Here is a 20,708-nt window from a genome sequence, read left to right as displayed (position 1 = left end):
CTCTCACTCAATGAGTGCTAACGAGCGTCCATACTGACCTATTCCCGGGGATCAGTCCACTGCCACCGGCACGCGGTGACCGACGCCACGTGCCACGGTGCGGCTGTGGGGCCGGGTCGCGAGGCGGGACCGGAGCGCGATCAGGGTCCACAGGGCGAGCACCGTACCGGCCATTGGCACCAGGAAACCGGCGCCGCCCCACAGGCGGTCCTCCAGTTGTCCGGCGACGGTGACGGCGGCGGCCTGGCCGAGAGCGACCGCGCCGGTCAGCCAGGTGAAGGCCTCGGTGCGGGCGCCGGCCGGGACGAGTCCCTCGACCAGGGTGTAGCCGGTGATCAGGGCGGGCGCGATGCACATGCCGACCAGGAGGCCGAGGCCGGCCAGGAGCGCCACCGAGTGAGCCGTCCGCAGGGCGGACGCGGTCAGCGCGAGGGCCGCGTAACCGACCAGGAGGCGGCGCTGCGGGGCGACCTTCCAGGCGACGGCACCGCAGACGACTCCGGAGAGCATGTTGCCGGCGGCGAACGTGCCGTAGAGGACGCCGTTGAGGCCGGGTTCGCCGATCGACTCGGTGAAGGCGGCCAGGGAGACCTGCATGCCGCCGAAGACGGAACCGATGCCCAGGAAGGTCACGATCAGTACGCGCACTCCGGGGACGCGCAACGCGGAAACGTGCTCCGCGCGCGCGTGCCCGTCGGCGGTCGCCGTGGGCTGGGTGCCCTTCTGGGCGGCGAAGATCAGACCGCCGGCCAGGGTGAGCCCGGCCTCCGTGACCAGGCCGGCCGCCGGGTTCACGGTGGTGCACAGGGCGGTCGCGAGCAACGGGCCGAAGACGAAGGTGAGTTCGTCGGTGACGGACTCGAAGGCCGCGGCGGTCGTCATGAGGGGCGAGTCCTGGAGCTTCACGCCCCAGCGGGCGCGCACCATGGGCCCGATCTGCGGCACCGAGGCGCCGGTCGGCACGGCCGCCACGAACAGTGCCCACAGGGGTGCGTGGCCGAGTGCGAGCGCGGTGAACGTCAGGCCCGACAGGGAGTGCACCAGGACGCCGGGGATCAGTACGGCCCGTTGCCCGTGGCGGTCGGCCAGGCGCCCGCTGTAGGGCGCGAACAGGGCCATGGAGACGCCGGTGACGGCCGCGGCGGCGCCCGCAGCGCCGTAGGAGCCGGTGGTGTGCTGCACGAGCAGCACGATGGAGATGGTGAGCATCGCGAACGGCTGGCGCGCCGCGAAGCCGGGAAGCAGGAACGTCCAGGCGCCGCGCGTACGCAGCAGCTGCCCGTATCCAGGACGGGATCCCGTCCTGGAGGTGACCGTGGATGCCACGGCCCCGTGCCTTTCTGCCACCTGGTAGCGCGCCCCGTGCGGGGGGCGCCGAGCACTGTCCTCTTGCGCGGAACTGCGGTAGATACCGGTGCCCACTGCGGAGGAGGGGTTCGGCCGCCATACGGTCGCGCCAGCACTGCGTCAGGCAGAGTTGGTTCGATCAGAATGTGCCTTCATCGTACAGGGAGCGAAGCCCGGTGGACCTGTGAAAACGGGCACCACGCGCGCGTTCACCTGCGATTGGTGAACGTGTGAACCGTACGAAACATGCCCTTAATGACCGGCCGCGGCGTTGTCCGTGCCCAGCCACCCCGCCAGCTTCCCGCCTCGGCCCACCGCCCGCAGCCGCCGCTCGGCCGCGTCCCGGACCGGATCCGTCGCCACGACCAGGAGCTCGTCGCCGCGCCGCAGGACCGTCGAGGGCAGCGGAACGAACGATTTTCCATCGCGTACGACCAAGGTGACCGCGGCCCCGGCCGGCAGCCTGAGCTCGTTGACCTCGACGCCGTGCATCTTCGACTCCGCGGGGATCGCGACGGACAGCAGATGCCCGCGCAGCCGCTCCAGGGGCGCCGATTCGATGCCGAGGTCGGCGGCCTCCGGCCCCTCGCCCAGCTTCAGCGTGCGCGCCAGCCAGGGCAGCGTCGGTCCCTGGACGAGGGTGTAGACGACGACCAGGACGAAGACGATGTTGAACACGCGACGGCTGCCGGTGACGCCGTTCACCATGGGGATGGTCGCCAGGATGATGGGCACGGCGCCGCGCAGCCCGGCCCAGGACATCAGCGTCTGCTCCTGCCAGGGCACCCGGAACGGCGTGAGGCTGACCACCACGCTGAGCGGCCGGGCCACCATCGTCAGCACCAGGCCGATGATCAGCGCCGGCCAGACGTCGTCGCCCAGTTCGTGCGGGGTGACCAGCAGGCCGAGCAGGACGAACATGCCGATCTGGGCGATCCAGCCGAGCCCGTCGGCGAAGCCACGCGTGGCGGGCCAGTGGGGCAGCTTGGCGTTGCCAAGCATCATCGCGGCGAGATAGACCGCCAGGAAGCCGCTGCCGTGCGCCAGGGCGCCCGCCGCGTACGCGGTGACGGCGATCGCCAGCACGGCGATCGGGTAGAGACCGGAGGCGGGCAGCGCCACGTGCCGCAGCCCCCAGGAGCCGAGCCAGCCCACCGCGAGGCCGATGGCCGCGCCGATCGCCAGCTCCAGGGCTATCTCGCCCACCAGCGCGTACCAGTGCTCGACCGGGCCCGCCGTGGAGAAGGCGACGACCAGGATGACCACCGGGGCGTCGTTGAAGCCGGACTCGGCCTCCAAAGTGCCCGTCACGCGCGCGGGGAGGGGGATTCGGCGCAGCACGGAGAAGACCGCCGCCGCGTCCGTCGAGGACACCACCGCCCCGATGATGAACGCCTGCCGCCACTCCAGTCCGACCAGGTAGTGCGCGCCCGCGGCCGTGACGCCGACGCTCACCGCCACCCCTACGAGCGCCAGCGTGGCGGCCGACGACAGGACCGGCCTGACCTCGGTCCACTTCGTGCCGAGGCCGCCCTCGGCCAGGATCACGACCAGGGCCGCGTATCCGATGACCTGGGTCAGTTCGGTGTTGTCGAAGTGGATGTCGCCGATGCCGTCCTGGCCCATGGCGATGCCGATCCCCAGGTAGACGAGCAGGCTGGGGAGCCCGCTGCGCGAGGAGATCCGGACCGCCGCTACGGCGACGAGCAGGACGAGCGAGCAGACGAGCAGGAGCTGGTCGAGGTGGTGGACAGTCAGAAGGCTTCCCTTCCTCGGCTGACGCGCGTCCGGGGCGGCAGCACATGTACAGGGGACGCGAGACTGCGGCGCCACGCATCCAAGTACTTCGTTACCTTACCTAACTCTTGACGCTTTCTTGACACTTCCCGAGGCAAGATCGAACGCCCGTCCGCGCTGGTACCCGACTCCGCGTCAAGTCGCTCCGAAGCCTGCGCCTATGGTTGCTCCAGCGCTCAGTCAAAAGCACAGCCCGCCCTGCCGCTCGCGTTAGGACAGCAAGGACAGCGATGCCCCCCAACACCACCGCCTCATCGGGTCATAAGCCCGGCAAGTCCGGCAGGAAAAAGGGGCGCAAAGCCCGTCTATTGGTTCTCGTCCTGGTAATGGCCATCATCGGGGGCATCGCCTACGGCGCCTACTGGTCCGTCAGTACGGTCCGGGCCTCCCTGCCGCAGACCACGGGTTCGATCACCCTCGACGGCCTGTCGGGACCCGTCGACGTCAAGCGCGACAGCTACGGCATCCCGCAGATCTACGCGTCCTCCGACGCGGACCTGTTCATGGCGCAGGGCTACGTCCAGGCGCAGGACCGGTTCTACGAGATGGACGTACGACGGCACATGACCGCCGGGCGGCTGTCCGAGATGTTCGGCAAGAGCCAGGTCAAGGACGACGAGTTCCTGCGCACCCTGGGCTGGGACCGGGTCGCCAAGAAGGAGTACGACACCACGCTGTCGGCCTCCACGAAGAAGTACCTCCAGGCCTACGCCAAGGGGGTCAACGCCTACCTCCAGGGCAAGGACGGGAAAGACATCTCCCTGGAGTACGCGGCCCTCGGTTTCACCAACGACTACAAGCCCGAGAAGTGGACCCCGGTCGACTCCGTCTCGTGGCTCAAGGCGATGGCCTGGGACCTGCGCGGCAACATGCAGGACGAGATCGACCGCGCGCTGATGACCTCCCGCCTCGGCCCCCAGCAGATCGCGGACCTGTACCCGGAGTATCCGTACAGCCGCAACAAGCCGATCGTCACCGTGGGCGAGTACGACGAGTACACCAAGACGTTCAACGGTGGTGACGGCTCCTCCAGCACGTCCACGAGCGGCACGACGGGTTCCACGTCGTCCTCGGCCGGTTCGGCCCTCACGAGCCAGCTCGCGGGCCTCTCGAACGTCCTGGACGACCTCCCGACGGCTGTCGGCGTGAACGGCCAGGGCATCGGCTCCAACTCGTGGGTCGTCGGCGGCGAGCACACCATCACCGGCAAGCCCCTGCTGGCCAACGACCCGCACCTGGAGGCGTCGCTGCCGTCCGTCTGGTACCAGATGGGCCTGCACTGCCGCGCGATCTCCAGCAAGTGCCAGTACGACGTCACCGGCTACACCTTCGCGGGCATGCCCGGCGTGGTCATCGGCCACAACCAGGACATCGCCTGGGGCATGACCAACTCCGGGGTCGACACCACCGACCTCTACCTGGAGAAGCTCTCCGGAGACGGCTACCTGTACGACGGCACGACGAAGCCCTTCACCAGCCGCACGGAGACCATCAAGGTGGCCGGCGGCGCCTCCAAGAAGATCGTCGTCCGCGAGACCAACAACGGCCCGCTGCTGTCCGACCGCAACGACGAGCTCGTGAAGGTCGGCAAGAAGGCCACCGTCGACACCGCGGCCCCGGACAGAGGCGACGGCTACGCCATCTCTCTGCGCTGGACGGCCGAGGACCCGGGCACCACCATGGACGCCGTCTTCGCCATCGACAAGGCGTCCGACTGGAACGAGTTCCGCGCGGCGTCCACGAAGTTCGACGTGCCCTCGCAGAACCTCGTCTACGCCGACACCAAGAACAACATCGGCTACACGCTGCCCGGAAAGATCCCCGTGCGCGGGAAGGGCGACGGCTCGCTGCCGGTGCCCGGCTGGGACTCCAAGTACGACTGGACCGGCTACATCCCGCAGGCCGCGCTGCCGTACGAGTACAACCCGAAGCGCGGCTACATCGTCACCGCGAACCAGGCGGTGATCGACAAGAACAAGTACCCGTACACGCTCACCACGGACTGGGGCTACGGCACCCGCAGCCAGCGCATCACCGATCTGATCGAGTCGAAGATCGGCGGCGGCGGCAAGATCTCCACCGACGACATGCGGCAGATGCAGCTCGACGACAGCAGCGAGATCGCCAAGCTGCTGGTGCCCAAGCTGCTGAAGATCGACGAGCCCGACCCGGACGTGCGCCAGGCGCAGAAGCTTCTGGAGGGCTGGGACTACACCCAGGACGCCGACTCGGCGGCCGCCGCCTACTTCAACTCGGTCTGGCGCAACATCCTCAAGCTCGCCTTCGGCAACAAACTGCCCAAGGAGCTGCGGGTCAAGGGACAGTGCATCTTCGTCTCGCCGGTCGACACGACGGGTCCCGCCGACGAGACCAACCAGAAGGTGCGCGAGTGCGGCGAGCGCGACGCGGACCAGGCGCAGCCGGACGGCGGCGACCGCTGGTTCGAGGTCGTCCGCAAGCTGATGGACGACCCCACGAGCGACTGGTGGACGACCCCCAAGTCGGGCACCCGGCCGGGCGCGAGCAACATGAACCAGCTCTTCAAGCGCGCCATGATCGACGCCCGCTGGGAGCTGACCGCCAAGCTCGGCAAGGACATCGACACCTGGAGCTGGGGCCGGCTGCACCGCCTGTTCCTGAAGAACCAGACCCTGGGCACCGAGGGCCCCGCCATCGTCCAGTACGTCCTCAACCGCGGCCCCTGGAAGCTCAGCGGCGGCGAGGCCACGGTCAACGCCACCGGCTGGAACGCGGCCGGCGGCTACGGAGTGGTCTGGGTACCGTCGATGCGCATGGTGGTCAACCTGGACAACTTCGACAAGTCCAAGTGGATCAACCTCACCGGAGCCTCCGGACACGCCTTCAGCGCGCACTACACCGACCAGACGAGCAAGTGGGTCAACGGCGAACTGCTGCCGTGGTCCTTCTCCTCCAAGGCGATCGACAACAGCACGAGCGACACCCTGGTGCTGAAGCCGTGAGCGGCTGACTCTCCCAAATGGCCCTCCACGCGCGCGTGGAGGGCCATTTCAGTTCCCGGGGAACCGGTGCACACCACCCGGTGTCACCGCCGCCCGCACCGGCCGGTCGTGCGCCTCCGCGGGGACGGACGCGACGACTTCGGAGTCGTACAGCAGCACCACCAGCGCGGGATGCGCGCCCGCCCGCTCCAGCCGCGCCAGCACCCGGTCGTACGACCCGCCGCCGCGCCCCAGCCGCATCCCGCGCCCGTCGACCGCCAGACCGGGCAGCAGGACAACGTCCGCGGCCGTCACCGCGTCCGGGCCGAGCCGCTTCCCGGAGGGCTCGAACAGGGCCATCTTTCCGCCGTGTTGGACCCGTTCGAGCGAGCCCTCGCCGCCGTAGGCGCCCCAGTCCAGGTCGTTGTCCGGGAGGAGCACGGGGAGCAGGACATCGACGTCCCGCGCGCGGAGCGCGTCCAGCAGGGCGAGCGTTCCCGGTTCGCCCCCCACCGAGACGTAGGCCGCCACGGTGCGCGCGTGCGCCAACTCGGGCAGCTCCAGCGCGCGGTCGGCGAGTGCCGTGGCGGATTCCCGCACGTCATCGGCCGTCAACCTGTTCCTCACCGTGAGGAACTCTCGACGCAACATTCGCTTGTCAGGCTCGGGTTCATGTCCTAGGTGACGCACAGGTCCCACCCGTATCCTTTCCAATATGCTCATATGAGAGCGTATTAACCGGAGCCACAGATTCTGCACAAAGGCACCGGATAAGGTTCGGGCATGACTCAGTCGCACCCCAGGATCAGCAAGGCTGTCATTCCCGCAGCCGGTCTCGGCACCAGGTTCCTGCCGGCCACGAAAGCAACTCCCAAGGAGATGCTGCCGGTCGTGGACAAGCCCGCGATCCAGTACGTGGTCGAAGAGGCCGTGTCGGCGGGGCTCGACGACGTTCTCATGATCACCGGACGCAACAAGCGCCCTCTTGAGGACCACTTCGACCGCAACTACGAGCTCGAATCCGCCCTCCAGAAGAAGGGCGACGCGAGCCGGCTGGCCAAGGTCCAGGAGTCCAGCGACCTCGCGACCATGCACTACGTCCGCCAGGGCGACCCCAGGGGCCTCGGCCACGCGGTCCTGTGCGCGGCCCCGCACGTCGGCCACGAGCCCTTCGCCGTCCTCCTCGGGGACGACCTGATCGACCCCCGGGACCCCCTCCTCGCGCGCATGGTCGAGGTCCAGGAGCAGCACGGCGGCAGCGTCGTCGCCCTCATGGAGGTCGCACCCGAACAGATCCACCTCTACGGCTGCGCGGCCGTCGAGGCCACCGCGGACGGCGACGTCGTCAAGGTCACCGGCCTGGTCGAGAAGCCGGAGGCGGCCGACGCCCCGTCGAACTACGCGATCATCGGCCGCTACGTCCTCGACCCCCACATCTTCGGCATACTGCGCAAGACCGAGCCGGGCCGCGGCGGCGAGATCCAGCTCACCGACGCCCTCCAGCAGTTGGCCACCGACGAGAAGGTCGGCGGCCCCGTGCACGGCGTCGTCTTCAAGGGCCGCCGCTATGACACCGGCGACCGGGGCGACTATCTGCGTGCCATTGTCAGACTCGCGTGCGAACGTGAAGACCTGGGCCCGGACTTCCGCGCCTGGCTTCGCAGTTACGTAGCCGAGGAGATGTAGCAACGTTGAGCACCGCCGCGAACCGCACCACGGGACCCGACCACCTCTGGACGGTGGACGAGCACCTGGAGGACATCCTCGCGACCGTCCGCCCTCTGGAACCCATCGAGCTGCAACTGCTCGACGCCCAGGGCTGTGTCCTGGTCGAGGACATCACGGTGCCGGTCTCGCTCCCGCCCTTCGACAACAGCTCGATGGACGGCTACGCGGTGCGGGTCACGGACGTCGCGGGCGCGAGCGACGAGTACCCGGCCGTCCTCACGGTCGTCGGTGACGTCGCGGCGGGCCAGGCCGAACCCCTCCACGTGGGCCCCGGCGAGGCCGCCCGCATCATGACCGGCGCCCCACTCCCGCCCGGCGCCGAGGCCGTCGTCCCCGTGGAGTGGACCGACGGAGGCCTGGGCGAAGGACCGGTCACCGGCATGCGCGCCCGCAGCCAGGCCCCCGAGGCGGCCGGCGGACACGTGCACGTCTACCGCTCGGCCGAGGCACGCGCGCACGTGCGCGCGAAGGGCAGCGACGTGAAGGCCGGCGACCGCGCCCTGGACGCCGGCACGATCCTCGGGCCGCCGCAGATCGCCCTGCTCGCCGCCGTCGGCCGCGGCACGGTCCGCGTCCGGCCCCGCCCGCGCGTGGTCGTCATGTCCACCGGCAGCGAACTCGTCCAGCCCGGCGAGCAGTTGGGCGACGGCCAGATCTACGACTCGAACAGCTTCGCCCTCACCGCCGCCGCCCGCGACGCCGGCGCCATCGCCTACCGGGTCGGCGCCGTGGCTGACGACGCCGACACCCTCCGCTCCACCATCGAGGACCAACTCGTCCGCGCCGACCTCCTGGTCACCACGGGCGGCGTGAGCGTCGGGGCGTACGACGTCGTCAAGGAAGCCCTGTCCTCCGTGGGCGACGAGGACGAGGAGGGCGCCGGGATCGACTTCCGCAAGCTCGCCATGCAGCCCGGCAAACCCCAGGGCTTCGGCTCCATCGGCCCCGACCACATCCCGCTGCTGGCCCTCCCCGGCAACCCGGTGTCGTCGTACGTCTCCTTCGAGCTGTTCGCCCGCCCCGCGATCCGCACCCTGATGGGCCTCGACGACGTCCACCGCCCCAGGACCCGCGCCACCCTCACCGCCGACAAGGCGCTGACCTCGCCCAAGGGTCGCCGGCAGTTCCTCCGCGGGACGTACGCCGACGGTGCCGTCACCCCCGTAGGGGGCGCCGGATCGCACCTGGTCGCGGCCCTCGCGCTGGCCGACGCGCTGATCGTCGTCCCCGAGGACGTCGAGTCCGTCGAGCCCGGCACCGAGGTCGAGGTGGTCCTGCTCGGCTGAGCACTCCTGGTTGGCGGTACCGTGTCGCGCACAACACGCCCGGACCGGGAGCGCCGCACAGCATGACTGAGCCTTTCCGGGGGGACACCCCCGGACCCCTTGAGCAGGACCGCCTCACGCACATCGACGACGCGGGCGCCGCCCGCATGGTCGACGTGTCCGGCAAGGACGTGACCGCGCGCACCGCCACCGCCAGCGGACGCGTCCTCGTCTCGCCCCGCGTGGTCGAACTCCTGCGCGGCGAGGGAGTCCCCAAGGGCGACGCCCTGGCCACCGCGCGCATCGCGGGGATCATGGGCGCCAAACGCACCCCCGATCTGATCCCGCTCTGTCACCCGTTGTCGGTGTCGGGTGTGAAACTGGATCTGTCGGTCGCGGACGACTCCGTACGGATCCGGGCCACCGTGAAGACGACGGACCGCACGGGCGTCGAGATGGAGGCCCTCACCGCGGTCTCCGTCGCCGCGCTCACCGTGATCGACATGGTCAAGGCGGTCGACAAGGGAGCGGTCATCACGGACGTACGTGTGGAGGAGAAGACGGGCGGCAAGTCGGGCGACTGGAGCCGGACATGACGCCCGGCGACGCGGCAGGCGGTGCGCCGCTCGCGTCGTACAGCGCCCTGGTGGTCACCGCCTCCAACCGCGCTGCCTCCGGGGTCTACGAGGACAAGGGCGGCCCCTTGATCGCGGACGGCCTCAAGGCCTTCGGCTTCGCTGTCGACGGACCGCAGGTGGTTCCGGACGGCGACCCGGTCGAGGCCGCCCTGCGGGCCGCCGTAGAAGCCGGTTACGACGCCGTCGTCACCACCGGCGGTACCGGCGTCTCGCCCACCGACCGCACCCCCGAGGCGACCCGCGCGGTGATCGACTACGAGGTGCCGGGCATCGCCGAGGCCATCCGGGCCTTCGGCCGGGAGAAGGTGCCGACCGCGGCGCTCTCCCGGGGCCTGGCCGGAGTCGCCGCACGCACACTGATCGTCAACCTGCCGGGTTCCACCGGCGGGGTGAGGGACGGCCTCGCCGTCCTGGAACCCCTGCTGGCGCACGCCGTCGACCAGATCCGAGGCGGCGATCACCCCAGACCCGCCGACACCAGTGGGGGTGCGAGCTGAACAGCCCATCCTGGCCCGCCGTGCTGGTGGACGGCGACATCGTCCTGAGGCCGATAAAACTCCGCGACCAGCGGGACTGGCGCGAGGTCAACCGGCGCAACCGGGACTGGCTGCGCCCCTGGGAGGCGACCATTCCGCCGCCCACGCCCAGCGGGCCGGTCGCACACCGGCCGACCTACCGGCAGATGGTCAGGCACCTGCGCTCCGAGGCGAACGCGGGCCGGATGCTGCCGTTCGTCATCGAGTACCAGGGGCGGCTGGTCGGGCAGTTGACGGTCGCCGGGATCACCTGGGGTTCGATGTGCTCGGGCCACATCGGCTACTGGGTGGACGAGTCGGTGGCCGGACGCGGAGTGATGCCGACGTCCGTGGCACTCGTCGTCGACCACTGTTTCCGGGCCGTGGGACTGCACCGCATCGAGGTCTGCATTCGCCCGGAGAACGGGCCCAGCCGCCGGGTCGTCGAGAAACTCGGATTCCGTGAGGAGGGGCTTCGGCCCCGTTATCTCCACATCGACGGCGCCTGGCGCGACCATCTCGTCTTCGCGCTCACCGCTGAAGAGGTCCCCGAAGGGTTGCTGGCCCGCTGGCAGCGGGCACGCTCCCGGAGCACACCGCACGACAATCCCGCGTAACGGGGAGCCTGTTGGGCCCGGAAGCACGGATCCCCGGAAATGGAATAAGTGTTCGAAAGTGATCGACGGATGACCGCCTTGGGGCAATGAATTCGCCAACTCCGCGGCCTGTTGATCGCATCGGTCACAAAAAAAGCTCGAAATATCAGCCAGATCGTGCGACACACCGGCTCAATTGGCAGATGGCCTCACGCAAACCCCTCTACCGTGTGAGGCGTGAGCAGCAGCGGCCTCATCTACGCAGTCATTGTCGGGGCCTGGGCCGCCTACTTGGTGCCGATGTGGCTCCGTAGGCAGGACGAGCTGAACGAGGCCCGTCCGACGGAACGCTTCAGCACCGCCATCCGGCTGCTGTCCGGACGGGCGGGAATGGAGCGCCGGTACGCCAAGGACCTGCGGGCGCGCTCCACCGAGGAGGGGGAGCCCAGCGCCGTCGTGCCGGACGCCGTCACCGACTCGGTGGACGTCCGGGCCTTCGCCATGCCCCCGGCCCGTCCCCAGGTGCACGCACAGGTCCACCGACCGGGTCCGGACCGGTCGGAAGCGGCGCGGGAAACGGAGCGCGAACCGGCGCGCGAGTCGGCGCGTGAGCCGGGTCGAGAACCGGCGCGCGACCAAGCACGGGACCAGGCGCGGGGTCAGGCCCGCGACCAGGTCCGTGATCAGGCCCGGGAGCAGGCGGCCAAACCGGCACCCCAGCAAGCGTCTGCCCCGGCCCCGGCCTCCGCGCAGGCGTCCAAGTCCGCCCCGGCGTCGGCCCGTAGGCGCGTCCCGGTCGGACGGCGTACGCCCGCCGAGGAAGCCGCCGCGGCACGCGCCCGGCGTGTGAAGGTGCTCGCGCGCCGTCGGCGTACCACCGTGATGCTCTTCCTCGCCTTCACGCTCGGCGCGATCGTCGCGGCTGTCGGCGGGCTCACCTTCCTGTGGGCACCCGGCGTACCCGCGATCCTGCTCAGCGGGTACATCGCCTACCTGCGCTCCCAGGAACGCCGCCGCTTCGCCTACCAGATGGACCGCCGCCAGGCCGAGGCCGCCGCGCAGCGACTGCGCGAGCGCCAGCCGCGCCGGCGCGCGACCGTGGACGCCGGCATCGACGACGCAGAGGAGGGACCCGAACCGGAGACGGACCCCGGGATGTCCGCCCTCGCCGCCGACCGCCGCGCCCTCGTCGAGCAGACCGACCACGCCGAGTGGGTCGACCAGCAGCGCGAGCGGCAGCGCCGGCCCGGCCAGGGCGACAGCTGGGACCCCGTACCCGTACCGCTGCCGACATACGTCACCGCACCGGTCGCCCCGCGCGCGACCTCCGACGTGGACCTCGGGGCGCCCGACGCGTGGAGCTCCGCGCGCTCCAGCTCGGTGGCGCCGGAGCACGAAGCGCAGCCGACGGCCCACGAGGAGGAGGCGGACGGCCTGTCGGACGACGACAAGGCGACGCCGGACGGCCGCACCGACGCCCGCCGCGCCGCCTCCGCCCGCCGCGCCCGTGAGCGCGGCCGCACCCCGCTGTTCGACCAGTACGAGGACGGCGAACGGCCCCGCGCGGCCAACGAGTGACCAGGCAAGGAACGGATTTCCAAGCACCCTGAGGGGGATGCTAGAGTTTCACTCGTTGCAAGGGCCTGTGGCGCAGTCTGGTAGCGCACCTCGTTCGCATCGAGGGGGTCTGGGGTTCAAATCCCCACAGGTCCACACAGCAACAAGATCCCGTCCGATCGGAAGATCGGGCGGGATCTCGTCGTTTCTGGCCTGTACGAAAGGTCCGGGCGCGGGTGGCCGCGCGGCGTGGTGGGCATGCTGCGCGTTCTTGCTTGAGCCTGGGCACGGGGAAGCACGCCGACCGGATTGATCGGCGTGCTGAGCTGTGATGGGGGGCTGTTCGGCGCGAGGTCGGTCAGAGGGCGTGTGGCGATGGTGAGCATGACGGCGAGGAGCAGTGCCTGGGCGACTTGGCCGGGGGCGTCCCGGTGCTGGGGGTTGCCGATGTCGAGTTTCCCGCTCTTGAACCGCCCGTTGGCACCTTCGTCGTGGCTGCGGACGCGACGGTAGGCCTTGATCCAGCGCCTTCATTCCCGAACTGCCCGACGGATGCCTACCAGGTCGTGAAAGCGAGCGTCATCGGATCGGGGCTTGTCTCGCCCGCGTAGTAGCCGCTGCCCGTGTGCAGGAAGAACCGCCCGTCGTCGTACAGCATGGGCTCCTTGGCATCGTTTCTGATCAACGAGTGCAGCGTGCTGTTGAGCGACAGCTCGTTGGGCATCTCCATCAACGTGGTGCTCTTGCCGGTGGCGGGGTCCAGGCGCAGGACCCGGGCGGGGGTGGCGGGTTCGGCCTTCTGCACGGCGACGAGGGCCTTGCCTTCGGCGCGCACCGGAACGAGGGTCGAGTCGTCCGGGGCCGGGAAGCTGCGGATGGCCTTGCCGGTGGTCAGGTCGAAAGCGGTGATCCGGTTGCCCGCCGAGTAGTTGTGGGGGTCGCTGCCGAGGTAGGCGGTGTCGCCGCTCACGACCGTGGCGCCGCAGCCGCCGGTCTCACCGCACCCCGCGACGTAGTCGTCGCCGAGTCGGATGGTGGATTGCACCTTGCCCTCGTCGGAGACGGTGACCAACTGGTCGGCGTCCAGGCCCTCGTCGTTCTGGAGCAGGCCGAGCACGAGCGGCTCACTGGACACCAGCCAGGCGCCCTTGGCCTTCGGCACCTCGTACCGCCACGTCGCTTTGCCGGTGCCCGGATCACGCTCACCGATGCGGAACTTCATGCCGGTGGAGGTCTTGCAGTAGGACAGGGTGAGGAGTTCCTTACCGCCGAGGTGCTCCTCCTGGGTACAGCCGTCGGCCGGGGCGGTCCACGCGGGGGCGCCGGTGGAGGTGTCGTAGGCGGCGGACCCGCCGGGCCAACCGGCCGCCGCGACGGTGTCGCTGATCGCGACGTTCAGCCCGAGCCCGAGGCTGACGCTCTCGTCGGTGATCGGCTTCTCCCACACCTTGACGCCCTTGTTCACGTCGATCACCGCGAACCGCGTGCAGCGACTTTTGACGGTGTCCTTGGTCGCGTGGAACACGACGGCGACGAGACCGGTGGAGGTCACGTTGCGGGAGGCCCCGCAGAGCCCGCCGGAGAGCGGGACGGTCCAGGCGCGCTTGCCGGTGGTCAGGTCGTAGCCGGTGACGGCCTCCTCGGCGCCGGTGGCGTAGGCGCGGGAGGTGAGCCAGGCTCCGGGAGTCTGGACGTAGTCGCTGGAGCTCTTCGGCTCGGGCGGGTCTACGTCCAGGAGCTGACGACCGTTGATGGTGGTCGGGGTGGGCGTGGGGTGCGGGGAGGTGGCGCTCGCCTTGCCGTCCGAGGAGGTGGAGTCGTCGCCGCGGAGCATGAGGACCGTGCCGGTGGCGAGGAGAGCCAGGACGGCGGCCACTGCGCAGAGCACGAACGGCAGGCGCCGTCCACGGGTGGGCGGTTGCTGGGGCGGGGGCGGGAACTGAGGCTGGGCATAAGGATTCTGAGGGTGTGGCAACGGGCCCGGCTGTGGCTGCTGAGGGGGCTGGTAGGGGCCGTAGGACTGAGAGGGCTGAGAGGGCTGATACGGCCCGGCCTGTTGGGGGTACGGGGGCGGCTGCGGAGGACGGCCTTGCGAGGGAGGTGGCAGTGGCGGCTGCGACATGGGGTGCTGTTCTCCTTCGCGCGGGCGCATGGCTACGCGGGGCGCGACTCGGCGTGGATGACCGGAACATGTTCGCAGATGTGATCATCCTGACGCCACGAGGGTGGCCGGGTGCCCGTCGGGTACCAACGCCCTGCCGGGACTGCTGCCGCAGGCACCACGCCCGGCCCACGGGATCGTTCGGGCGTCGGGCCCCCGGCGCAAGCCGCACGGCATGCGGGGAACCGGCAGCGGCAAGCGGCCGACCGGACCGGTGGCCTTCGGGGAGTACCGGCTGCTTTGCGTGACGGACCTGGGCAGCCCATCCCGCAGATCGTGTCCGTTCGCGCCACGCTCCAAGGGGACGGTATGTCCTTCACCTGGCGACACCTCGTACGCCCCGACGGGTCCTTCACCCGCATGGGCAGACCGTGACGGACGTACCGTCGCCGTCCTGACCCACGACGGTGTCCCCTGCGGAGACCCGCATGGCGGAAGCTCCGCAAGCAACAGGATCCCGTCCGATCGGAAGATCGGGCGGGATCTTTGCCTTCCCGGCCCGGGCACCTGTCGCCCGAGGAGCCGACAGGTACCCGATGTCACAGTGCCTTTGCGAAGCACCGGCTGTCGTCGAAGTGGCGGTAGTAGCCGAACTTCACGCAGGGCTCGTAGCCGCTGGACGTGTAGAGGGCGATGGCCTCGGGCTGCTTGGTGCCGGTCTCCAGGACCATGCGGGTGCGGCCGGCGGCGCGGGCGTTCTCCTCCAGGGCGGCCAGCATGCGGCGGGCGAGGCCCCGGCCGCGTGCCTGCTCGACCACGAACATCCGCTTGAGCTCGGCGTCGCCGTCCTCGTTGCCCTCGCCGTTGGCGTCCTGGGAGCGCCAGCCGCCGGTGGCGACGGGTCTGTCGTCCTCGTCGTACGCGATCAGGTAGATGCCGTTCGGTGGCTCGAAGTCCGTCGGGGCGAGCGGGGTGGAGTCGCCGCCGTCGCCGTAGCGGACGTGGTACTCCGCCTGGACCTCGTCGTTCAGCTTCACGGCGTCGGGGTGGTCGAAGGGAACAGTGCGTATCTGCATGGGGAAAACTCGTAGACCTACTCGTCAGCGGGATCCGGGCTCCGTCCAGTGTGCCGGTATCGTGCCGGAGTGCCCACTGTGACCTCGGACAACGTGTCCTGACGACCGGGTCACCTGCCGTGTCGAGGAGAGTGTTTTGCTGACGGTGACCTCTGCCAATGTGAACGGACTGCGGGCCGCCGCGAAGAAGGGCTTCGTGGAGTGGCTCGCCGGGACCTCCGCCGATGTGCTCTGCCTCCAGGAGGTGCGGGCCGAGCCGCAGCAGTTGCCGGAGCACGTCCGTACCCCCGAGGGCTGGCACGTGGTGCACGCGCCGGCCGCCGCCAAGGGCCGCGCGGGCGTCTCCCTCTACACCCGCCGCGAGCCCGACCGCGTCCGGGTCGGCTTCGGGTCGGCCGAGTTCGACGGCAGCGGACGCTACGTCGAGGCCGACCTCCCCGGCGTCACGGTCGCGAGCCTCTACCTGCCCTCCGGCGAGGTCGGCACCGAGCGGCAGGACGAGAAGATCCGCTTCATGGACGAGTTCCTCGCCTATCTGAAGGACCTGCGCGAGCGGGCCGCCGCCGACGGGCGCGAGGTCGTCGTCTGCGGCGACTGGAACATCGCCCACCAGCCCGCCGACCTCAAGAACTGGCGCGCCAACCAGAAGAGCTCCGGCTTCCTGCCGGAGGAGCGCGAGTGGCTGGGCCGGGTCTTCGACGCGGCGGACGGCGCGTACGTCGATGTCGTACGGGCGCTGCATCCGGACGTGGAGGGGCCGTACTCGTGGTGGTCGTACCGGGGGCGGGCCTTCGACAACGACAGCGGATGGCGCATCGACTACCACGTGACGACACAGGGGCTCGCCGCCAAGGCGGTCAAGGGGTATGTCGAGCGGGCGGCGACGCATGACGAGCGGTGGTCGGACCACGCGCCGGTGACGGTCGTCTACGACCTCTGAGGGTCCTGGCCGCGCTGTTGCAGTCGCCGGTCCATCGCCATCGACAGTTCCGCCTCCACCACGCTCTTCGCCAGCGGTCGCAGTCGTTGCAGGTCCTCCGGTGTGCCGCCCTGGGCGAGGACCAGGTCGGCGAAGAGTTCGGCGAGGGACTCCGTGTGGGCGCGGACGCGGCGGCCCGCGTCGAGGACGTCGGCGAGGGGAATGCCCTCGCGGACCAGCGAGGCCGTGACGTCGAGGAGGCGGCGGCTGATGTGGACGATCTCGCTGCCGTCGGTGCCGAGGTAGCCGAGTTCGAGTGAGGCGGCGAAGTTCTCCGGGGTGGCCTGGTCGCCGAAGTAGTCGGCGAGGGCCTCCGGGGTGAGCCGGACCGGGGTCTCCTCGGTGGGGGCGCCCAGGCCGAGGAGTTCGCCGACGTTGCGGCCGTGGTCGAAGGCCTCGGCGAGTTCCGCGATGCCGTTGAGGGTGTGGCCGCGCTCCAGGAGCGCCGAGATCGTGCGCAGGCGGGCGAGGTGGGTCTCGTCGTACCAGGCGATACGGCCCTCCCGGCGGGGCGGGGGGATGAGTTTGCGCTCGCGGTAGAAGCGCAGGGTGCGCACCGTGATGCCGGCCCGCTCGGCCAGTTCCTCCATGCGGTATTCGCGCTTCTGTTCTGCCTTCTCCGCCACCCACGCACCCTACGTCGTACCGTCGGTAACTTTCCGGCTCCCGCCCCCTACCCATGAGTACGGAGCTGCTCTACAGTCCGATTGTGCCAGTGTTCACTGGCGCGGTTGCGCGGTCGTATGGGAGGGCACGGGATGACCGAACACGAGCACGTGCGGGTGGCGGTGATCGGGTCCGGGTTCGGCGGGCTGGGGGCCGCGGTGCGGCTGCGGCGCGAGGGCGTCACCGACTTCGTCGTCCTGGAGCGCGCCGACAGCGTCGGCGGGACCTGGCGGGACAACAGCTACCCCGGGTGCGCCTGCGACGTACCGTCCCATCTGTACTCGTTCTCCTTCGCGCCCAACCCCGACTGGCCGCGCACCTTCTCCGGGCAGGAGCACATCCGCGGCTACCTGGAGCACGTCACGGACGTCTTCCGGCTCCGGCCCCACCTCCGCTTCAACTCCGAAGTGAAGATGATGACCTGGGACGCGGACCGGCTGCGCTGGGACATCGAGACCACGAGCGGCTCGTACTCCGCCGACCTCGTCGTCTCCGCGACCGGGCCGCTCTCCGACCCGAAGATCCCGGACATCCCGGGGCTCGACTCCTTCCCCGGCAAGGTCTTCCACTCCGCCCGCTGGGACCACGACTACGACCTGCGCGGCAAACGCGTCGCCATGGTCGGCACCGGCGCCTCCGCGATCCAGATCGTGCCGTCGATCCAGCCCGAGGTGGAACGCCTCACCCTCTTCCAGCGCACCCCGCCCTGGGTCATGCCCCGCGTCGACCGCGCCATCAGCGGCGCCGAACGCGCCCTGCACCGCGCGCTGCCCTTCACCACCCAGGCCCGCCGCGGACTCCTGTGGGGCCTCAGGGAGTTGCAGGTCCAGGCGTTCACCAAGCGGCCCAACGAACTGGGCATGGTGGAGCAGTTGGCCAGGCGCAACATGGCCCGCTCCATCAAGGACCCGGCCCTGCGCGCCAAACTCACCCCCGACTACCGCATCGGCTGCAAGCGCATCCTGCTCTCCAGCGCCTACTATCCGGCCCTCGCCCGGCCCAACGTCGACGTCGTCACCAGCGGGCTGAGCGAGGTGCGCGGCTCGACCGTCGTCGGTGCCGACGGCAGTACGGCCGAGGTCGACGCGATCGTCTTCGGTACGGGCTTCCACGTCACGGACATGCCGATCGCGGACCGGGTCGTCGGCGCGGACGGGCGGACGCTGGCCGAGGCCTGGCAGGGCGGAATGCAGGCGCTGCGCGGCGCCTCGGCGGCCGGGTTCCCCAACTGGATGACCATCATCGGGCCCAACACCGGCCTCGGTAACTCCTCGATGATCCTGATGATCGAGTCCCAGCTGAACTACATGGCCGACTACGTACGGCAGTTGGACGTCCTGGGCGGACGCGTCGCCCTCGACGCCCGGCCCGCCGCCGTGGACGCCTGGAACCGGCGCGTGCAGGAACGCATGAAGCGCACCGTGTGGAACACCGGCGGCTGCACCAGCTGGTACCTCGATGCCAACGGCCGCAACACCACCATCTGGCCCGGCACGACCACCGAGTTCCGCACGGCCACCCGGCGCGTGAACCTCGCGGAGTACGAGGTCGTGCGGGCGCCCGCCGAGAAGAAGGCCGAGGCCGCCGTATGAGCCGGCTCCTGCACGTCACGTCCGGGCCGTACGCCCCGCCCGTCCCCGTCCGCGAACTCACCGTCACCTCGGCCGACGGCTCCCGGCTGCACGCCGAGGTGCACGGCCCCGAGGGTGCGCCGGCCGTCGTCCTCGCGCACGGCTGGTGCTGCTCCACGGCCTTCTGGGCCGCGCAGACAAGGGACTTGGCGGTCGACCACCGGGTCGTCGTCTACGACCAGCGCGGGCACGGGCGCAGTCCGGCGGCCCTCGCCTACAGCACCGACGCGCTCGCCGACGACCTGGAAGCCGTACTCGAAGCGACTCTCGCCCCCGGTGAGAAGGCCGTGGTCGTGGGGCACTCCATGGGCGGGATGACCGTGCTGGCGGCGGCCGGGCGGGCGCGGTTCCGGGAGCACGCGGTGGCCGTGCTGCTGTGCAGTACGGGCAGTTCGCGGCTGGTCGACGAGTCGCTCGTGGTGCCGATGCGGGCCGGGCGGACGCGGACCCGGCTGACCCGGAAGGTCCTCGGGACGCGGGCGCCGCTCGGGCCGGTCACGCCCGCCGCGCGCCGGATCCTGAAGTACGCGACGATGGGACCCGGTTCCGCGCCGCACATGGTCGAGGCGTGCGCGCGGATCGTGCACGCGTGTCCGAGGACGGTGCGGCACGCGTGGTCGCAGGTCCTCGACTCCCTCGAACTCGACCGCGGGGTACGGGAGTTGGCGGTGCCCACGGTCGTCGTCGTCGGTACGGCGGACCGGATGACACCGCCGGTGCACGCGCGGGCGCTGGTCGCCGCACTGCCGCAGTGCGTCGGGAGCACCGAGCTGACGGGGCTCGGGCACATGACCCCCGTCGAGGCGCCGGAGCTGGTCACCGGGAAGATCCGCGAACTGGCAGCCGCCTACATCGAGTTGGACCCGAGCGATCAGATCAAGGAGGGCGCATGAGCAACAGGGTGAGCCTGGAGGGTCAGGTCGCGGTCGTGACCGGGGCCGCGCGGGGCGTCGGCGAACTGCTCGCCCGCAAGCTCTCCGCGCGCGGCGCGAAGGTGGCGCTGGTCGGCCTGGAGCCGGACGCGCTCAAGCAGGTCGCCGAGCGGCTGCACACCGACAGCGCCTCCTGGTACGCGGATGTCACCGATCACGAGGCGATGGCGCGGGTCGCCGCCGAGGTCAAGGAGCGGTTCGGGAAGGTCGACATCGTCGTCGCCAACGCGGGTGTCGCCAGCGGCGGCCCCTTCGTCGACTCCGATCCGGTCGCGTGGCGGCGGGTGATCGAGGTCAACCTGATCGGTTCCGCCGTGACCGCGCGGGCGTTCCTGCCGGTGCTGATGGAGAGCCGCGGCTATCTGCTGCAGATCGCCTCGCTGGCCGCGATCACGCCCGCGCCGATGATGACCGCGTACTGCGCGTCCAAGGCGGGTGTCGAGGCGTACGCGCACAGCCTGCGCGCCGAAGTCGGCCACAAGGGCGTACGCGTCGGCGTCGGGTATCTGTCCTGGACCGACACGGACATGGTGCGCGGGGCCGATCAGGACGACGTCATGCGGGAGTTGAGGCAGCGGCTGCCGTGGCCGGCCAACAAGACGTATCCGCTGGGGCCGGCCGTGGACCGGATCGTCGCCGGGATCGAGCGGCGGTCGAGCCATGTGTACGGGCAGGGGTGGCTGCGGGGGACGCAGGGCGTGCGCGGGTATCTGCCGGGGATCATCGGCGCGGTGGGGCAGCGGGAGATGCGGCGGTTCGGGGCGCGGCTGGAAGGGATGCGGTCCGGACTCGTCGGTGCAGGTGGGGCCGCGGATGAGGCTGCGCGCGCTACGGAGGGTGACTGATCGAGATGCGCGGGGTGACCGGGCGTGTGAATCTGGTCGAGGCCCGGTCAAGGGCCGTTTCCCCCCACTACGGGA

Annotated in this window: 17 protein-coding genes and 1 tRNA gene; 12 read left to right on the top strand and 6 right to left on the bottom strand. The window is 70.3% G+C overall.

The window, feature by feature from the left end:
• Window positions 1–51: 51 nt before the first annotated feature.
• The gene (locus ACWDEW_RS29195) at window positions 52–1,326 is read right to left on the bottom strand and encodes an MFS transporter (protein WP_450516413.1); all 1,275 of its coding nucleotides are present in this window, start codon (window positions 1,324–1,326) and stop codon (window positions 52–54) included.
• 273 nt (window positions 1,327–1,599) lie between these two features.
• Window positions 1,600–3,180, bottom strand: a complete 1,581-nt coding sequence (locus ACWDEW_RS29190; protein WP_450516411.1) for a potassium/proton antiporter — start codon at window positions 3,178–3,180, stop codon at window positions 1,600–1,602.
• Between the two features lie 194 nt (window positions 3,181–3,374).
• On the opposite strand from ACWDEW_RS29190, the gene ACWDEW_RS29185 reads away from it, so the two are divergent.
• Window positions 3,375–6,125: a penicillin acylase family protein gene (locus ACWDEW_RS29185; RefSeq protein WP_450516409.1), complete on the top strand. Its 2,751-nt coding sequence runs from the start codon at window positions 3,375–3,377 to the stop codon at window positions 6,123–6,125.
• Window positions 6,126–6,173: 48 nt separating this feature from the next.
• Here the strand turns inward: ACWDEW_RS29185 and ACWDEW_RS29180 are convergent, their stop codons facing one another.
• Complete coding sequence (locus ACWDEW_RS29180; RefSeq protein ID WP_450516407.1) at window positions 6,174–6,755, bottom strand: 5-formyltetrahydrofolate cyclo-ligase; 582 nt, start codon at window positions 6,753–6,755, stop codon at window positions 6,174–6,176.
• Window positions 6,756–6,887: 132 nt separating this feature from the next.
• On the opposite strand from ACWDEW_RS29180, the gene galU reads away from it, so the two are divergent.
• The 7 genes from galU (at window position 6,888) to ACWDEW_RS29145 (ending at window position 12,559) form a co-directional block, all read left to right on the top strand.
• Window positions 6,888–7,790 carry a UTP--glucose-1-phosphate uridylyltransferase GalU gene (galU, locus tag ACWDEW_RS29175; protein ID WP_450516405.1) on the top strand — a complete coding sequence of 301 codons (903 nt, stop codon included), beginning with the start codon at window positions 6,888–6,890 and terminating at the stop codon, window positions 7,788–7,790.
• 5 nt (window positions 7,791–7,795) lie between these two features.
• Window positions 7,796–9,118 carry a molybdotransferase-like divisome protein Glp gene (gene glp / locus ACWDEW_RS29170; protein WP_450516404.1) on the top strand — a complete coding sequence of 441 codons (1,323 nt, stop codon included), beginning with the start codon at window positions 7,796–7,798 and terminating at the stop codon, window positions 9,116–9,118.
• 62 nt (window positions 9,119–9,180) lie between these two features.
• Window positions 9,181–9,693: a cyclic pyranopterin monophosphate synthase MoaC gene (gene moaC / locus ACWDEW_RS29165; protein ID WP_362980332.1), complete on the top strand. Its 513-nt coding sequence runs from the start codon at window positions 9,181–9,183 to the stop codon at window positions 9,691–9,693.
• The gene (locus ACWDEW_RS29160; protein ID WP_450516401.1) at window positions 9,690–10,232 is read left to right on the top strand and encodes a MogA/MoaB family molybdenum cofactor biosynthesis protein; all 543 of its coding nucleotides are present in this window, start codon (window positions 9,690–9,692) and stop codon (window positions 10,230–10,232) included. The genes moaC and ACWDEW_RS29160 overlap by 4 nt, the downstream gene beginning before the upstream one ends.
• A 20-nt stretch (window positions 10,233–10,252) precedes the next feature.
• The gene (locus tag ACWDEW_RS29155; RefSeq protein ID WP_450516399.1) at window positions 10,253–10,867 is read left to right on the top strand and encodes a GNAT family N-acetyltransferase; all 615 of its coding nucleotides are present in this window, start codon (window positions 10,253–10,255) and stop codon (window positions 10,865–10,867) included.
• Window positions 10,868–11,083: 216 nt separating this feature from the next.
• Window positions 11,084–12,424 (top strand): hypothetical protein, encoded by a 1,341-nt coding sequence (locus tag ACWDEW_RS29150; RefSeq protein WP_450516397.1) that lies wholly within the window; start codon window positions 11,084–11,086, stop codon window positions 12,422–12,424.
• Window positions 12,425–12,485: 61 nt separating this feature from the next.
• Window positions 12,486–12,559: transfer RNA gene (locus tag ACWDEW_RS29145), tRNA-Ala, on the top strand.
• A 400-nt stretch (window positions 12,560–12,959) separates the two neighbouring features.
• Here the strand turns inward: ACWDEW_RS29145 and ACWDEW_RS29140 are convergent.
• Both ACWDEW_RS29140 and ACWDEW_RS29135 read right to left on the bottom strand, forming a co-directional pair.
• Window positions 12,960–14,291, bottom strand: coding sequence for an outer membrane protein assembly factor BamB family protein (locus ACWDEW_RS29140; RefSeq protein ID WP_450516396.1), 1,332 nt, complete (start codon window positions 14,289–14,291; stop codon window positions 12,960–12,962).
• An 812-nt stretch (window positions 14,292–15,103) separates the two neighbouring features.
• A complete protein-coding gene (locus ACWDEW_RS29135) occupies window positions 15,104–15,580 on the bottom strand; it encodes a GNAT family N-acetyltransferase (protein WP_450516394.1) in 477 nt (158 codons plus the stop codon).
• A 136-nt stretch (window positions 15,581–15,716) separates the two neighbouring features.
• Here ACWDEW_RS29135 and ACWDEW_RS29130 point away from each other — a divergent pair, with 136 nt between their 5' ends.
• On the top strand, window positions 15,717–16,520 hold the full coding sequence (locus ACWDEW_RS29130; protein ID WP_450516393.1) for an exodeoxyribonuclease III: 804 nt from the start codon (window positions 15,717–15,719) through the stop codon (window positions 16,518–16,520).
• Here the strand turns inward: ACWDEW_RS29130 and ACWDEW_RS29125 are convergent.
• The gene (locus ACWDEW_RS29125) at window positions 16,508–17,149 is read right to left on the bottom strand and encodes a MerR family transcriptional regulator (RefSeq protein ID WP_450516496.1); all 642 of its coding nucleotides are present in this window, start codon (window positions 17,147–17,149) and stop codon (window positions 16,508–16,510) included. The two genes, ACWDEW_RS29130 and ACWDEW_RS29125, sit on opposite strands and share 13 nt — an antisense overlap.
• Before the next feature lie 168 nt (window positions 17,150–17,317).
• On the opposite strand from ACWDEW_RS29125, the gene ACWDEW_RS29120 reads away from it, so the two are divergent.
• Genes ACWDEW_RS29120 through ACWDEW_RS29110 form a run of 3 tightly spaced genes read left to right on the top strand, consistent with a single transcriptional unit; the run spans window position 17,318 to window position 20,633 of the window.
• A complete protein-coding gene (locus ACWDEW_RS29120; RefSeq protein WP_450516391.1) occupies window positions 17,318–18,817 on the top strand; it encodes a flavin-containing monooxygenase in 1,500 nt (499 codons plus the stop codon).
• Window positions 18,814–19,749, top strand: coding sequence for an alpha/beta fold hydrolase (locus tag ACWDEW_RS29115; protein WP_450516389.1), 936 nt, complete (start codon window positions 18,814–18,816; stop codon window positions 19,747–19,749). Before ACWDEW_RS29120 ends, ACWDEW_RS29115 begins: the two co-directional genes overlap by 4 nt.
• A complete protein-coding gene (locus ACWDEW_RS29110; RefSeq protein ID WP_450516387.1) occupies window positions 19,746–20,633 on the top strand; it encodes an SDR family oxidoreductase in 888 nt (295 codons plus the stop codon). The genes ACWDEW_RS29115 and ACWDEW_RS29110 overlap by 4 nt, the downstream gene beginning before the upstream one ends.
• The last annotated feature ends 75 nt before the right edge of the window (window positions 20,634–20,708 follow it).

Source organism: Streptomyces sp. NPDC001100 (genome assembly GCF_053598575.1).
Note: the sequence above shows the minus strand (reverse complement) of the source record. Positions and strands in the feature narration are given on the sequence as shown.

What these genes read in the sequence shown, in the direction of transcription:
- ACWDEW_RS29185 (WP_450516409.1), top strand. Translation starts at nt 3,375, where the DNA reads ATGCCCCCCAACACCACCGCCTCATCGGGTCATAAGCCCGGCAAGTCC.
- ACWDEW_RS29180 (WP_450516407.1), bottom strand. Translation starts at nt 6,755, where the DNA reads ATGTTGCGTCGAGAGTTCCTCACGGTGAGGAACAGGTTGACGGCCGAT.
- galU (WP_450516405.1), top strand. Translation starts at nt 6,888, where the DNA reads ATGACTCAGTCGCACCCCAGGATCAGCAAGGCTGTCATTCCCGCAGCC.
- moaC (WP_362980332.1), top strand. Translation starts at nt 9,181, where the DNA reads ATGACTGAGCCTTTCCGGGGGGACACCCCCGGACCCCTTGAGCAGGAC.
- ACWDEW_RS29160 (WP_450516401.1), top strand. Translation starts at nt 9,690, where the DNA reads ATGACGCCCGGCGACGCGGCAGGCGGTGCGCCGCTCGCGTCGTACAGC.
- ACWDEW_RS29135 (WP_450516394.1), bottom strand. Translation starts at nt 15,580, where the DNA reads ATGCAGATACGCACTGTTCCCTTCGACCACCCCGACGCCGTGAAGCTG.
- ACWDEW_RS29125 (WP_450516496.1), bottom strand. Translation starts at nt 17,149, where the DNA reads ATGGAGGAACTGGCCGAGCGGGCCGGCATCACGGTGCGCACCCTGCGC.
- ACWDEW_RS29120 (WP_450516391.1), top strand. Translation starts at nt 17,318, where the DNA reads ATGACCGAACACGAGCACGTGCGGGTGGCGGTGATCGGGTCCGGGTTC.
- ACWDEW_RS29115 (WP_450516389.1), top strand. Translation starts at nt 18,814, where the DNA reads ATGAGCCGGCTCCTGCACGTCACGTCCGGGCCGTACGCCCCGCCCGTC.
- ACWDEW_RS29110 (WP_450516387.1), top strand. Translation starts at nt 19,746, where the DNA reads ATGAGCAACAGGGTGAGCCTGGAGGGTCAGGTCGCGGTCGTGACCGGG.